This window comes from Pseudomonas sp. 8Z (genome assembly GCF_902506535.1).
Classification (GTDB): Bacteria; Pseudomonadota; Gammaproteobacteria; order Pseudomonadales; family Pseudomonadaceae; genus Aquipseudomonas.
In genome coordinates, this window is the sequence record NZ_LR733824.1 from 593,752 (window position 1) to 606,875 (window position 13,124).

General features: G+C 63.3%; 14 protein-coding genes. 2 read left to right on the forward strand and 12 right to left on the reverse strand.

Going from position 1 to position 13,124, the window contains the following annotated elements; translation table 11 throughout:
* Positions 1-383: 383 nt before the first annotated feature.
* The 7 genes from yacG to AERO9A_RS02695 all read right to left on the reverse strand — a co-directional run bounded on the left by yacG (position 384) and on the right by AERO9A_RS02695 (position 5,877).
* Complete coding sequence (gene yacG, locus AERO9A_RS02665) at positions 384-578, reverse strand: DNA gyrase inhibitor YacG (RefSeq protein WP_159970361.1); 195 nt, start codon at positions 576-578, stop codon at positions 384-386.
* Positions 575-1,183 (reverse strand): dephospho-CoA kinase, encoded by a 609-nt coding sequence (gene coaE, locus AERO9A_RS02670; RefSeq protein WP_159970362.1) that lies wholly within the window; start codon positions 1,181-1,183, stop codon positions 575-577. The genes yacG and coaE overlap by 4 nt, the downstream gene beginning before the upstream one ends.
* 88 nt (positions 1,184-1,271) lie before the next feature.
* Complete coding sequence (locus AERO9A_RS02675; RefSeq protein ID WP_159970363.1) at positions 1,272-2,111, reverse strand: HlyC/CorC family transporter; 840 nt, start codon at positions 2,109-2,111, stop codon at positions 1,272-1,274.
* A 6-nt stretch (positions 2,112-2,117) separates the two neighbouring features.
* Complete coding sequence (gene ybeY / locus AERO9A_RS02680) at positions 2,118-2,597, reverse strand: rRNA maturation RNase YbeY (RefSeq protein WP_159970364.1); 480 nt, start codon at positions 2,595-2,597, stop codon at positions 2,118-2,120.
* The gene (locus tag AERO9A_RS02685; RefSeq protein ID WP_159970365.1) at positions 2,590-3,582 is read right to left on the reverse strand and encodes a PhoH family protein; all 993 of its coding nucleotides are present in this window, start codon (positions 3,580-3,582) and stop codon (positions 2,590-2,592) included. The genes ybeY and AERO9A_RS02685 overlap by 8 nt, the downstream gene beginning before the upstream one ends.
* Positions 3,583-3,668: 86 nt before the next feature.
* Complete coding sequence (gene miaB, locus AERO9A_RS02690; protein WP_159970366.1) at positions 3,669-5,012, reverse strand: tRNA (N6-isopentenyl adenosine(37)-C2)-methylthiotransferase MiaB; 1,344 nt, start codon at positions 5,010-5,012, stop codon at positions 3,669-3,671.
* A 67-nt stretch (positions 5,013-5,079) separates the two neighbouring features.
* Complete coding sequence (locus AERO9A_RS02695) at positions 5,080-5,877, reverse strand: hypothetical protein (RefSeq protein ID WP_159970367.1); 798 nt, start codon at positions 5,875-5,877, stop codon at positions 5,080-5,082.
* A gap of 110 nt (positions 5,878-5,987) precedes the next feature.
* Between AERO9A_RS02695 and AERO9A_RS02700 the strand changes: the two genes are divergently transcribed.
* Positions 5,988-6,311 (forward strand): DUF1820 family protein, encoded by a 324-nt coding sequence (locus tag AERO9A_RS02700; protein ID WP_004424773.1) that lies wholly within the window; start codon positions 5,988-5,990, stop codon positions 6,309-6,311.
* Positions 6,312-6,435: 124 nt separating this feature from the next.
* Here the strand turns inward: AERO9A_RS02700 and AERO9A_RS02705 are convergent, their stop codons facing one another.
* From AERO9A_RS02705 to AERO9A_RS02725, 5 genes are all read right to left on the reverse strand, one after another.
* Positions 6,436-6,984, reverse strand: a complete 549-nt coding sequence (locus tag AERO9A_RS02705; protein WP_159970368.1) for a tetratricopeptide repeat protein — start codon at positions 6,982-6,984, stop codon at positions 6,436-6,438.
* 106 nt (positions 6,985-7,090) lie between these two features.
* Positions 7,091-7,723 (reverse strand): hypothetical protein, encoded by a 633-nt coding sequence (locus AERO9A_RS02710; RefSeq protein WP_159970369.1) that lies wholly within the window; start codon positions 7,721-7,723, stop codon positions 7,091-7,093.
* On the reverse strand, positions 7,723-9,012 hold the full coding sequence (gene hemL / locus AERO9A_RS02715) for a glutamate-1-semialdehyde 2,1-aminomutase (protein WP_159970370.1): 1,290 nt from the start codon (positions 9,010-9,012) through the stop codon (positions 7,723-7,725). The genes AERO9A_RS02710 and hemL overlap by 1 nt, the downstream gene beginning before the upstream one ends.
* 23 nt (positions 9,013-9,035) lie before the next feature.
* Positions 9,036-9,662: a thiamine phosphate synthase gene (gene thiE / locus AERO9A_RS02720; RefSeq protein ID WP_159970371.1), complete on the reverse strand. Its 627-nt coding sequence runs from the start codon at positions 9,660-9,662 to the stop codon at positions 9,036-9,038.
* Positions 9,659-10,456, reverse strand: coding sequence for a hydroxymethylpyrimidine/phosphomethylpyrimidine kinase (locus tag AERO9A_RS02725; RefSeq protein ID WP_178111085.1), 798 nt, complete (start codon positions 10,454-10,456; stop codon positions 9,659-9,661). Before AERO9A_RS02725 ends, thiE begins: the two co-directional genes overlap by 4 nt.
* A gap of 212 nt (positions 10,457-10,668) precedes the next feature.
* On the opposite strand from AERO9A_RS02725, the gene AERO9A_RS02730 reads away from it, so the two are divergent.
* On the forward strand, positions 10,669-13,050 hold the full coding sequence (locus AERO9A_RS02730) for a hybrid sensor histidine kinase/response regulator (protein ID WP_159970373.1): 2,382 nt from the start codon (positions 10,669-10,671) through the stop codon (positions 13,048-13,050).
* Positions 13,051-13,124 lie beyond the last annotated feature (74 nt).

Here is a 13,124-nt window from a genome sequence, read left to right on the forward strand (position 1 = left end):
TTCAAGCACTCCGCACTACTTCTGGGTTACCTCGGGTTCAGGCGCGTGCAGAGCCCGCCCAGGAGGGCGAACGGAATCGTCGTGGAAGAGGTCGAGCGACATGGATGTCGCGAGAGCCACGATGGGCCATGGATGGCCCACCGTGGCGGGCCTCTGGAACGACGATGGAGTGAGCGAACCCTCGCGCAGCGAGGGCCGGATGAAAGGGCGGAGGTTTTGGTGACTTTTGCCCGCAAAAGTTACTCGCCCGGAAGGGCGAAACCAAAAACATCAACAAAAACGCGGAAACTCGGAACAGGCGCCTAAAGACAACACACAACCTTGCCAGTCCGGTATCAACACCCCACAAGGCTGTTGCATCACTCTAGCGAGTGCGCGTGGCCTCAGTGCGGCCTGGTCGGCAGATCGCCGCTGAACAGATCGTCTTCCAGATCATTGCCAGCAATGGCGTGCTCTTCAGCCGCCCAGGCACCCAGGTCGATCAGCTTGCAGCGCTCGCTGCAGAACGGCCGAAAGGTGCTCTCGGCTTTCCATTCGACGGGGGCGCCACAGGTCGGGCATTGGACGATGGTGGTCATGCTTGGCCTCCACGCAGGCTCAGGTAAAAGGTGTGTAGGCGCTCGACCTCGCGATCCAGCCAGGCCAGATCGCGGTCGTTGCTCAGCACGTCATGGGCATGGCGCAGGCGCTCTTCGCGGTCGGCCTGGGCCTTGACGATGGCGCGCACCTGCTCTTCGTTGGCGCTGTCGCGCGCCATGGTGCGTTCGATTTGCAGCGCTTCGGGAGCGTCCACCACCAGTACTCGTTGGGTCAGGCGATGCTGGCCGGATTCGATCAGCAGCGGCGACACCAGAATCGCGTAGGGCGACTCGGCGTGCGCCAGTACGCTCGCGATCTCCTGGCCGATCAGCGGGTGCAGCAGGGCTTCCAGCCATCGCCGCTCCTCGGGTACAGCGAAGATGCGCTGGCGCAGCGCGGCGCGATCCAGCGTGCCGTCGGCCTGTAGGATCTCGGCGCCGAAGTGTTCGACGATCTTCGTCAGTGCCGGGCGGCCCGGTTCGACCACCCAGCGCGCAGCGTGGTCGGCGTCCACCGTGTGCACGCCGCGGTCGATGAAGGCCTGGGCAACGGCGGTTTTGCCACTGCCGATGCCGCCAGTCAGGCCGAGAATCCAGGGTTTCATGATGAGGTTGCGATCCCGTTGCTGCTCAAGGGCGCGATTGTAGGGGGGATTGCCCGAGGACGCGAATGCCGCGCCTCGGGCTGGAGGCTCAGCGGCTTACCGGGGTCAGACGCAGCAGGTGGATGCGGCGGCTGTCGGCGTTGAGCACGCGGAAGCGGAACTCGCCGATTTCGGTGACTTCGTTGCGCTTGGGCAGGTGGCCGAAGGCATTCATCACCAGGCCGCCGACGGTGTCGTACTCGTCGTCGGAGAACTGGCTGTCGAAGGCTTCGTTGAAGCTGTCGATGGGCGTCAGTGCCTTGATCAGGTAGTCACCGGAAGGCAGCGGCTTGATGTAGCTGTCTTCCTCGACATCGTGCTCGTCCTCGATGTCGCCGACGATCTGTTCCAGCACGTCTTCGATGGTCACCAGGCCGGCCACGCCGCCGTATTCGTCGATGACCACGGCCATGTGGTTGTGGTTGGCGCGAAACTCGCGCAGCAGCACGTTAAGGCGCTTGGACTCGGGCACGAAGGTGGCCGGGCGCAGCATGTCCTTGATGTTGAAGTTGGGCTGGTCACCCTGCAGGATCAGTGGCAGCAGATCCTTGGCCAGGAGGATGCCGATGACGTCGTCGAGGCCTTCGCCGATGACCGGGTAGCGCGAGTGCGCCGCTTCGATGATGGCCGGGAGGAATTCCTGTGGCGTCTGGCTGGCTTTAATGCTGATCATCTGCGAACGCGGCACCATGATGTCGCGTACCTGTAGGTCAGCGACCTGAATGGCACCTTCAACGATGGCCAGCGCTTCGCTGTCGAGCAGTTTGTTCTGGTGGGCTTCGCGCAGGACTTCCAGCAGTTCCTGGCGGTTTCTCGGCTCATGAGCAAAAGCCTGGGTCAGCTTGTTGAACCAGGACTTCTGCTCGTTGCTCGATCGGTCTTCGCTCATGGCGTTTTACTCGGGGTCCTTTTCATTAGGAGATTCATCGCCGGCATAGGGGTCGGGATGACCCAATTCGGCGAGCAATTGTCGTTCCAGTTCTTCCATTTCGAGGGCTTCGTCTTCCTCGATATGGTCGTAGCCCAGCAGGTGCAGGCAGCCGTGGATCACCAGATGGGCCCAGTGCGCTTGCGGCGTCTTGCTTTGCTCAGCGGCTTCGCGCTCGACCACCGGCACGCAGATCACCAGGTCGCCCAGCAGCGGGATGTCGAGAATCCCATCGGGAATCTCGGCGGGGAAGGACAGTACGTTGGTGGCGTAGTCCTTGTGCCGCCAGGTGTGGTTCAGTTCGCGGCCTTCGGCCTCGTCGACCAGGCGGATGGTCAGCTCCGAATCGGCTGTGCGCTGGCGCAGCGCCAGTTCGCACCATTGGCGCAGTTGCGCCTCATCCGGGTGTTGGCCGTCAGTGGCCAGTTGCAGGTCGAGCTCAAGCATCGTGGCTGTCGCCCTTGCCGTTCAGGCGTGCGTCGTGGCGCTCGTAGGCTTCGACGATACGTTGTACCAGCGGGTGGCGCACGACGTCCTTGGGCTTGAAGTGGGTGAAGCTGATGCCGGGCACGTCACGCAGTACCTCGATGACATGCGCCAGGCCGCTCTTGGTGCCGCGCGGCAGGTCGACCTGGGTGATGTCGCCGGTGATAACGGCGGTGGAGCCGAAACCGATACGGGTGAGGAACATCTTCATCTGCTCGACGGTGGTGTTCTGACTTTCATCGAGAATGATGAAGCTGTTGTTAAGGGTGCGGCCACGCATATAGGCCAGCGGCGCAATCTCGATCACCTGTTTCTCGATCAGCTTGGCCACGTGCTCGAAACCGAGCATCTCGTACAGCGCGTCGTACAGCGGGCGCAGGTAGGGGTCGATCTTCTGCGCTAGATCGCCGGGCAGGAAGCCGAGCTTCTCGCCAGCCTCGACTGCCGGGCGCACCAGCAGGATGCGTCGCACCTGCTCGCGCTCCAGTGCGTCGACCGCGCAGGCCACGGCCAGGTAGGTTTTGCCGGTACCGGCCGGGCCGATGCCGAAGTTGATGTCGTTGTCGAGGATCGCCTTGACGTAGCGCTGCTGGTTGGCGCCGCGCGGCTTGATCACGCCCTTCTTGGTGCGCAACGTCACCTGCGGCAGGTTGCTCGGGTTGACCAGCTCTTCGACGCCGGATTCCTGCAAATACAGGTGCACCAGGTCGGGCGATAGCTCGGTGGCTTTGGTTTCGCGGTACAGCTTGCGCAGCAGGGTCTCGGCGGCCTGGGTTTTATCGGCGGCGCCGAGCATCTCGAACTGATTGCCTCGGTTGCGGATTTCCAGGCCGAGGCGCTCTTCGATCAGGCGCAGGTGCTCGTCGAACTGGCCGCAGAGGTTGGCGAAACGGCGGGCCTCGAAGGGTTCGAGGGTGAAGCGATGGGGTTCTAGGGAAGCGTTCAAGGTGATGGTGTGATCGTCACTTGGCTGGGTTGGAAAGGCAGCATAACGCTGGCCGCCGACAACGCAAAGTGTCGGCGGCTGCGTCTTTAGTGGAGGGTGTCGGTATCGAGCAGGGTACCGCGCAGTGAGTGCGGCAGGGCGTCGTCGATGTGCACGTCGACGAACTGGCCGATCAGGCGCGGGTTATCGCAACGGAAGTTGACGATGCGGTTCTGCTCGGTGCGGCCCTGGAGCATACCCGGATCCTTCTTCGAGTAGTCGCTGACCAGGATGCGCTGCACCGTGCCGACCATGCGTCGGCTGTTTTCGAAGCCGTTCTGGTTGATGCGGTGCTGCAGCAGGGCCAGGCGCTGCTTTTTCACCTCTTCCGGGGTTTCATCGACCAGATCGGCAGCCGGGGTGCCGGGGCGCGAGCTGTAGATGAAGGAGAAGGAGAAGTCGAAACCGACGTCTTCGATCAGCTTCATGGTCTGCTCGAAGTCTTTTTCGGTTTCGCCGGGGAAGCCGACGATGAAGTCCGAGCTGATCAGGATGTCCGGCACCGCCGCACGCAGCTTGCGGATGCGCGACTTGTATTCCAGCGCGGTGTGGTTGCGCTTCATTGCTGCGAGGATGCGATCCGAGCCCGATTGCACCGGCAGGTGCAGGTATTTCACCAACTGCGGGATCTCGGCATGGGCGGCGATGATCGCGTCGGAAAACTCTAGCGGGTGGCTGGTGGTGTAGCGGATGCGCTCGACGCCATCGAGCGCGGCCACGGCGTGCAGCAACTCGGCGAAATCAGCGATATGGCCATCCGGCGCTTGCCCGCGATAGCCGTTGACGTTCTGCCCGAGCAGGGTGATTTCTTTCACGCCCTTCTCGGTGAGGGAGGTGATTTCCATTAGCACGTCGACCAGCGGGCGGCTGACTTCCTCGCCACGGGTATAGGGCACCACGCAGAAGGTGCAGTACTTGCTGCAGCCTTCCATGACCGAGACGAAGGCGCTGGGGCCATCGACGCGCGGCTCGGGCAGGCGGTCGAATTTCTCGATTTCGGGGAAGCTGATGTCCACCTGCGCGGTCTTGGTCACGCGCGCGGCGTCGATCATCTCCGGCAGACGGTGCAGGGTCTGCGGGCCGAATACCACGTCGACATAGGGCGCGCGATCACGAATCGCCGCGCCTTCCTGGCTGGCCACGCAGCCGCCGACACCGATCACCAGATCCGGGTTGGCCTGCTTCAGCTCGCGCCAGCGGCCGAGCTGGGAGAACACCTTGTCCTGCGCCTTCTCGCGGATCGAGCAGGTATTGAGCAGGATCACGTCGGCTTCTTCGGGTTTTTCCGTGACCTCCAGGGCCTGATGCTCGCCCAGCAGGTCGACCATGCGCGAGCTGTCGTACTCGTTCATCTGGCAACCGTGGGTTTCGATATAGAGCTTCTTGGTCATGGCACTGTCTGAGGTGGTTAAAAAATGACCGCGCATTATAGGCGTGTGCCAAGGGCGATGCTACCGCTCAGCGCGTGCGCGAAAAATCTCGTTCGGGTATCAGTTCGTTGTCCTGCAGCAAATAGAGAGTATCGATCAGGTCGTAGGCGCTGCCGCCGTAGCAGTCGCGCCCTTCACCGGCCAGGCGCAGGCGGTATTGGCCGTCATTCTCTGCCACGCGCAATTCGTTGATACTGCAGCAGCGCGACGTATCGACGAGCGGGCTATCGATATCGGTCTTTACGGAGCGAATCTGGCGGATAGGTTTTCCCTGTTGCCATTGCTCAAGCTGAGGGCAGTTTGCCGCTTCTGCGCCAGGCATGAGCGCTAGGCAACCTCCTGCCGCGGTGGCAACGCTGGCCAGTGCGCCGCTTACGGGGTATGGGCAAGGCGTTGATGCATAAGCGCCAAGCCGTGCCTCATGAGCCGCGGTGCATAACCGCTGGTTGGTTTCCAGAGCGTGCTGCAGTCGGCCCGAGTCCTCCAGATTCTGCTGGATGATGTTCTGGGAGCTGGCCGGGTTGTCGATCAGTGGTGCGAGCAAGGCGAGGCAGTCCTGTTCGCGGCCGACCTTGAGGTAGGTGAAAGACAGATCGCTGCGCAGCCAATACCAATTGGCATCCAGGGTCTCGGGATCGCAGGAATCCTGGCGTTGTTTGACCTGCTCCAGGCGATCGATCGCACTCTCGTAATCGCCCCTGGATACCAGGGCGTCGACCAGTGGGCGGCGCAGTGCCTCTGTCGAACAATCCTTTTCTGTGGCGTACGCGGGCAGTGCCAGGGCGACGCTGAGCAGCAAGGCGTGTGAAATACGATGGCGTGGCATGGGGCTCATCCTTGATGGTCGTTGCATGTTATTCCAGTTGCGGGTGCGCGGTGTCGTTCGGCTGGGCTGTGCTATCCTGCGCGCCCCGTTTTTCCTGACTTCGAGTCTTCATGAGCAAGCGCGATCCCATCTACAAGGTGATTTTCCTCAACCAGGGTCAGGTGTACGAGATGTATGCCAAGCAGATCTTTCAGAGCGATCTGTGGGGCTTTCTGGAAGTGGAGGAGTTCGTCTTCGGCGAGCGTAGCCAATTGGTGGTCGACCCCAGCGAAGAGAAGCTCAAGGCGCAGTTCGAGGGTGTGGTGCGCAGCTTCGTGCCGATGCACGCGATCATCCGCATCGACGAGGTGGAGCGCCTGGGCACGGCGAAGATCAGCGAAGCCAAGGGCGGCGGCAACGTGATGCCATTTCCCATGCCAATGCCGGACAAGTAAGCGTCTACACAGAAATGCTGGAAGTAGGGTGGGCTTCAGCCCACCAGTGAACGGTATCTTGGTGGGCTGAAGCCCACCCTACGGCCGAAACAGATTGCGGCCCACCCGAAGCCCACCCTACGGGTCAGGGCAGCGGTGCGAAGGGTGAGCGGCTTTCGGCGGTCTGCAGTTCCAGTAGGTAGCTGCGGAAGATCTGCCCTAGCACCTGGCTGGCGATTTCCAGCTCATCACGGCGCATCTGTGCCGACACCAGGTCGGCGGTGTCCATGGCTTCGTCCGAGCCATTGACCGAGGCCATCTTCAGCACGATGTAAGCCTGCACGTTGTTGGCTGCTACGCCTTCACCCCGGAAAAACATGGTGCCTAGACGCAGTTGCGCTTCGGCGTGGCCCTGCAGCGAGGCACGCTCGAACCAAGTCAGCGCCTGCTTGAGGTCGCGCGGGGTGCGTTTGCCGTCGTAATAGTATTCGCCGAGTTCGAAGGCGGCCTGGACGTTGCCGCTGCGCGCCATGTCCTGGCAACTGGCGAGTGCATCGGGCATTTCTTCGTTGGGGCCGTTCAGGGCGCAACTGCCGGTCGCCGGGATCAGCAGGGAGTTGCCGCCTGCAAGTGCAAACAGCGGGAGGAAAAGCAACAGGCAGCCCATGGACAGGGTGCGGCCGGTGCGAGTCATCTGGATTACGGTGCCTCAGCGGTTCGGGGCGGGTCACAGGCCCGATCGGCGCGATACGTGCCGACCGGCGCATTATGGAATAAACCGCGACAATCTTACAAAGCCTTTACCCGGCTTGTTGGGTGCGGATTCCCGGTAAGTTCAACAGTAGCCAGGCTAGCAGCGGGTAGCCCAGGGCGAGAAGCCCATGGAACAGGTCGATGTAGCGCACTGGGCCGAGCCTACCGTCATTCGCGCTCGCCAAACCCGCCAGGAGGAACACCCCGGTTGCTGCCAGGCTGACAATCAGCGGCCCACGCCGTGGCCACTGCACCATGCCGGCGTAGGCAATCGCGGCGAGGCTCGCCAGGTGTAAGGCCAGGCGATATTCCTGCAGATGGCCGAACTGTCGGAACAATTCGAAGAAGGCACACAGCCCCAGCAGGATGCGTCCCCAGGTTGGGCGGCTCCATTGCCAACTACGGCCGAGCGCCAAAGCGGCGGCGCCCAGTAGCGGCAGACCGAGAAAACTGCTGGCTTGGGAAAGCCATAGGTGAGCCGCCTGCCAACTGGGATCGATACCGTAACGCAGCACGCCAATGCTTGCCGCTGCTGCGGGCATGAGCACACCCAGCAGCGCGCAGAACAGGGCCGGTTGATCGCCTTCGCTGTAACGTCCGCGCGCCTGGCCGATGAGTACGGCGCAGGCGGCGCAGGCGATGGCCAGCAAGGCATCGCTGAGCGCGGTGCTGTACTGCATCAGCCTTTTTTCAGCTCGGCAAAGGCGCGCTCGGCGGCCGCGAAGGTGATTTCCAGCTCCTTGTCGCCATGGGCGATGGAGGTAAAGCCCGCCTCGAAGGCGCTCGGCGCCAGGTACACGCCACCGTCCAGCATCAGGTGGAAGAAGCGGTTGAAGCGGGCGCTGTCGCTGGCCATCACGTCGGCGAAGGTGACGATATCGTCGGCGCCGCTGAAGTACAGGCCGAACATGGCGCCGGCTTGCGTGGTGACGAAGGGAATGCCGGCGGCATCGGCGCGCTCTTGCAGGCCGGCCAGCATGCGCGAGGTGTAGTCGCTCAGCTCGGCGTGGAACCCCGGACGGCTGATCAGCTTGAGCGTGGTCAGGCCAGCGGCCATCGCCAGCGGGTTACCGGACAGGGTACCGGCCTGGTAGACCGGGCCGAGCGGGGCGATGCAGCCCATGATCTCGCGCTTGCCGCCGAAGCAGCCGACCGGCATGCCGCCGCCGACGATCTTGCCGAAGGTCGACAGATCCGGGGTGATGCCGTAGTGCGCCTGGGCGCCGCCGAGGGCGACGCGGAAGCCGGTCATCACTTCGTCGAAGATCAGCACCACGCCGTGCTGGTCGCACAGTGCGCGCAGACCTTCGAGAAAGCCCGGCGCTGGCGGCACGCAGTTCATGTTGCCGGCCACCGGCTCGACAATGATGCAGGCCACGTTCTGGCCGACTTCGCTCAGGGTCTGCTCGACCGCCGCGATGTCATTGAAGGGCAGGGTCAGGGTGTGTTTGGCGAAGTCCGCTGGCACCCCGGCCGAGCTTGGCACGCCCTGGGTCAGCAGGCCGGAACCGGCCTTGACCAGCAGGCTGTCGGAGTGACCGTGGTAGCAGCCCTCGAACTTGATGATGCTGTCGCGGCCTGTGTAACCACGTGCCAGGCGGATGGCGCTCATGGTCGCCTCGGTGCCGGAGCTGACCATACGCACCATCTCCATCGACGGCACCAGGCTGCACACCAGCTCGGCCATCTCGGTTTCCAGCGCAGTCGGCGCGCCGTAGGACAGGCCGTGTTCGAGCTGGCGACGTACCGAGTCGAGTACGTCCGGGTGGCTGTGGCCGAGGATCATCGGGCCCCAGGATCCGACGTAGTCGACGTAGCGTTTGTCGTCCTCATCCACCACATAAGCGCCTTCGGCGTGCTTGAAGAACAGCGGCGTGCCGCCGACGCTGCGGAAGGCGCGTACCGGCGAGTTGACGCCGCCAGGGATGTGTTTCTGAGCGTTGGCGAAGAGGATTTCGGAGCGGGACATGTCAGGTTCTCTCTGCAAAATGATCAATCGAACAGCGCGGCAAAGGCGCGGGCGCGGTCTTGCACCTCAAGGGCGGAGTCCGCAGCGAACAGGGCGTGGATCACGGCGACCAGGCTGGCGCCACGGGCGATCAGGCTGGGGGCGGTTTCCAGGGTCACGCCGCCGATGGCGACGATGGGTTGGGTGAAACGTGCGTGGGCCTGATCCAGCAACTCCACGGTAGCCGCCGGGGCGCCGGGTTTGGTGTTGGAGTTGAAGAAGCGGCCAAAGGCAATGTAGCTGGCGCCTTCGGCGACGGCGCGCTCGGCCAGCTCCAGTTGGGCATGGCAGGTGCCGCCGATCACGGCCTCGGTGCCGAGGCGGGCGCGGGCGGCGGTCAGCGAGCCGTCAGTCTGGCCCAGGTGCAGGCCGACGCCCAGGCGCGCAGCCAGCTCCAGATCATCGTTGATGATCAGCGTGGCGCCGTGGCGCTGGCACAGTTCGGCCAGGGCCTGGGCCTCATCGAAACGACGCCCGGCATCGGCGGATTTGTCGCGGTACTGCAACAGGCGCGCGCCGCCAATCAGCGCCGCCTCGGCGTAGGGCAGCAGCTTGCCACCAGCCAGCAGTGGTGTGTCGGTGATGGCGTAGAGGCCGCGTAGTGGCGTCATTGGCCGTAGTCCAATGGCAGGCGGCGTGGCACGTACTGGCCGTGACCGGGCTGCTCGGCGTCACGCAGGGTGCACCAGGTGTAATCCAGGGCAGTTTTCACGGCGCTGACCAGTTCCTGGCCGAGCGCCAAGCGTCCGGCCAGGGTGCTGGCCAGGGTGCAGCCGGAGCCGTGGTAGCTGCCGGGCAGGCGCGCGCAGGTAAAGGTGTGGCGGCTGCCGTCGCGACAGTACAGGCGATTGTGCACCTCTGCTTCGTCGCCATGGCCGCCGGTAATCAGCAGGTGCTCGATGAAGTGCAGCAGCTTCTCGGCGCATTCGTCGGCTGTACCTTCCGGCAGTTCGGCGAGGATGCGCGCTTCCGGCAGGTTCGGCGTGGCGATGGTGGCAGCGGCGAACAGGCGCTCGCGCATGGCATAGCCAACGTCATCCTGGCCCAGCGAGCCGCCACCACCGGCGCGTAGCACCGGGTCGCAGACCAGCGGGATGCCAGGCAACTGGCTCATCACGTCGAGCACGGTATCGACCATTTCCACCGAGCCGAGCATGCCCAGTTTGACGGCGGCCACTGGCATGTCGGTCATCACCGCGCGGGCCTGGGCCAGCACCCAGTCGCGGTCGAGCACGCGAAAATCGGAGACGTTGACGGTGTCCTGCACGGTCAACGCGGTCACCGTCGGAGCGGCGTGACAGCCTTGAGCCAGCAGGGCTTCGATATCGGCTTGCAGACCGGCACCACCGCTGGGGTCGTGGCCGGACATGCAGAGCACTACGGGGCGGGAGTTTGGCGTTTTCATGGTGCGCGAGCTTATCACTAACCGCTTCTGTCGACCTCTCTACGCGTTGCCGCCGCCAGGCTGCACTGGCGTACCGAAAACGCCTGGCAAAGCGGCCCGGCAGCCCCTAGAGTATTGGCATTCGAATTAAGTCTGCCATGCGTGACGACATCATCGAGGGATTGAAGGGGGAATGGGATCCCGATGTTGTCCGACAGGGCTCGTGGGGTTGTATGTACCGGCTGTTCCTGCTCTTCCTGGGCCTTGTTGTTTCTTCACTTGCAGGTGCCGTTACCTTCGACGAGCAAACGCGTGCGCTGCCGCTCGGGCAGAGCATGTACGTGTTCGAGGACGTGCGCGGTGATGCCAGCATCGACGACATCGTTTCGCCGGCGCTGGAGCGCAGCTTCGTGAGGCATGAGCGGCCCGTGCTCAATGCCGGCTATTCGCGCTCGGTGTTCTGGTTGCGCCTGGATCTGCAGTATCAACCACAGCAGCACAGAGGCCCGCGCCACTGGTTGCTGGAGCTGGCCTACCCACCGCTCGACCATCTGGAACTCTACAGTCGTGGTGCCGATGGGCGTTTCAGCCTGACCCAGCGCACCGGCGATGGCTTGCCCTTCGATAGCCGCCAGATCAAGCAAAACAACTACCTGTTCGAGCTCGACCTGCCGCCCGGTAAGCCGCAGCGTTTCTACCTGCGCCTGGAAAGCCAGGGCTCGATCCAGGCGCCGCTGACGTTGTGGGCGCCCAATGCCTATCTGGAGCAGCAGCCCGAGCGCATCTATGTGCTGGGTATCATCTACGGCGTGCTGCTGGTGATGTTGGTGTACAACCTGTTCATCTTCCTCAGCGTGCGCGACACCAGCTACCTCTATTACATCCTCTACATCGCTTCGTTCGGTCTGTACCAGGTGTCGGTCAACGGCGCGGGCATCGAATATCTGTGGCCCAACAGCCCCTGGTGGGCCAATGCCTCCACGCCGTTTCTGATCGGCTCGGCTGCGCTTTTCGGCTGCCAGTTTGCGCGTAGCTTCCTGCATACCCGCGAGCATAGCCCCTGGGTCGATCGCTGTTTGCTGGCGCTGGTGTTGTGTGGCGCCGTGGTGATGGGGCTGGCGTTGACCATCAGCTATGCCACCGCGCTACGTCTGGCCACCTATTTGGCGCTGGTGTTCACCGTAGTGATTTTCGCCGCCGGCATTCTGGCCTGGCTGCGTGGCATGCGTGTGGCGCGCTATTTCATCTTCGCCTGGACCACCTTCCTGGCCGGAGGGGTGATTAACACATTGATGGTGCTGGGCTACCTGCCCAATATGTTCCTCACCATGTACGCCAGCCAGATTGGCTCGGCACTGGAGGTGGCCCTGCTGTCGTTGGCGCTGGCCGACCGCATCAACGCCATGAAGGAAGAGCGCACCCGCATCCTGCAGGACGCCGGGCACAAGCTGGAGGCGCTCAACCAGGAACTGGCCGACAGCAACCGCTTCAAGGACGAGTTTCTCGCCACGGTTACCCACGAGTTGCGCACCCCGATGAATGGGGTAATCGGCTCGCTGGAGTTGATGCAAACGCTGAAGATGGACGTGGAGTTGGAGCAGTACCAAAAAACCGCTGCCTCCTCGGCGCGCGACATGATGCACATGGTCAATGACATCCTGGCAATGACCGAGCTGCAGGCCGGCAAACTGTACCCCCGTCGCGAGACCTTTAGCCTGCGCGGCCTGTTCGATGGCTTGCGCGCCCAATATGCGCCGCGTGCCGAAGATAAAAATCTGCGCTTTGAGCTCAATCTCGATGAAAGCCTGCCCGATGTGCTCGAAGGCGATGCCGGCAAGCTGGCACAGGCGCTTGGCTATCTGCTGGATAACGCCATCAAGTTCACCCACACCGGGCAGGTTAGCCTGGATGTTGGGCGCGCCGGCCAGAGCGCCGAAGGTTTACCCCTGAGCGTGGTGGTGAGCGATACCGGCATCGGCTTTGACCCGACGCAAAACCTGCTGTACCAGCGTTTTCGTCAGCTCGACGGCTCGATGACGCGTCAATATGGCGGCCTGGGTATCGGCCTGGCGTTGTGTCGGCAACTGGTCGATCTGCTCGGTGGCAGCCTGACGCACGACTCGGCGCCGGGCCAGGGCAGCCGCTTCCGTCTCGACGTACCGCTAACCCTGCCGCCGCAACCGCTGAGCGCGCCAGTGCGGTCTGCTCGCCCCGGCGCCGGGCAAGTACAGCGCACGCCGCAGCAATGCACGGTGCTGGTGGTCGAGGACAATGCCATCAACCAACTGGTGACGCGCGGCATGCTGCTCAAACTGGGCTATCGCGTTCGCACCGCCGACAACGGTGCAGAGGCGCTGGATCTGCTGCGCAACGAGCAAGTGGACGCGGTGCTGCTCGATTGCCAGATGCCGGTCATGGATGGTTTTGCCACTTGTCGAGCGCTACGCGCGCTGCCTGACTGCGCCGAGTTGCCGGTGCTGGCGATCACCGCCCACAGCCACAGCGGGGATCGCGAGCGCTGCCTGGCCGCCGGCATGAGCGATTACCTGGCCAAACCGGTGAAGTTCGACGAGCTGCGCGTGCTGCTGCATGACTGGGTACTCTGTCGCGCCTAAGCACGCCGACCTGAGCGAGGAGGTGGCTGCTTTGATCCGTCGATTTGGCGCTATCGCCTCTTTGCTCCCGGTCT

What these genes read in the sequence shown, in the direction of transcription:
- yacG (WP_159970361.1), bottom strand. Translation starts at nt 578, where the DNA reads ATGACCACCATCGTCCAATGCCCGACCTGTGGCGCCCCCGTCGAATGG.
- miaB (WP_159970366.1), bottom strand. Translation starts at nt 5,012, where the DNA reads ATGACCAAGAAGCTCTATATCGAAACCCACGGTTGCCAGATGAACGAG.
- ybeY (WP_159970364.1), bottom strand. Translation starts at nt 2,597, where the DNA reads ATGCTTGAGCTCGACCTGCAACTGGCCACTGACGGCCAACACCCGGAT.
- AERO9A_RS02675 (WP_159970363.1), bottom strand. Translation starts at nt 2,111, where the DNA reads ATGAGCGAAGACCGATCGAGCAACGAGCAGAAGTCCTGGTTCAACAAG.
- AERO9A_RS02695 (WP_159970367.1), bottom strand. Translation starts at nt 5,877, where the DNA reads ATGCCACGCCATCGTATTTCACACGCCTTGCTGCTCAGCGTCGCCCTG.
- AERO9A_RS02725 (WP_178111085.1), bottom strand. Translation starts at nt 10,456, where the DNA reads ATGAAAACGCCAAACTCCCGCCCCGTAGTGCTCTGCATGTCCGGCCAC.
- AERO9A_RS02730 (WP_159970373.1), top strand. Translation starts at nt 10,669, where the DNA reads ATGTACCGGCTGTTCCTGCTCTTCCTGGGCCTTGTTGTTTCTTCACTT.
- AERO9A_RS02700 (WP_004424773.1), top strand. Translation starts at nt 5,988, where the DNA reads ATGAGCAAGCGCGATCCCATCTACAAGGTGATTTTCCTCAACCAGGGT.
- AERO9A_RS02705 (WP_159970368.1), bottom strand. Translation starts at nt 6,984, where the DNA reads ATGACTCGCACCGGCCGCACCCTGTCCATGGGCTGCCTGTTGCTTTTC.
- AERO9A_RS02710 (WP_159970369.1), bottom strand. Translation starts at nt 7,723, where the DNA reads ATGCAGTACAGCACCGCGCTCAGCGATGCCTTGCTGGCCATCGCCTGC.
- hemL (WP_159970370.1), bottom strand. Translation starts at nt 9,012, where the DNA reads ATGTCCCGCTCCGAAATCCTCTTCGCCAACGCTCAGAAACACATCCCT.
- thiE (WP_159970371.1), bottom strand. Translation starts at nt 9,662, where the DNA reads ATGACGCCACTACGCGGCCTCTACGCCATCACCGACACACCACTGCTG.
- coaE (WP_159970362.1), bottom strand. Translation starts at nt 1,183, where the DNA reads ATGAAACCCTGGATTCTCGGCCTGACTGGCGGCATCGGCAGTGGCAAA.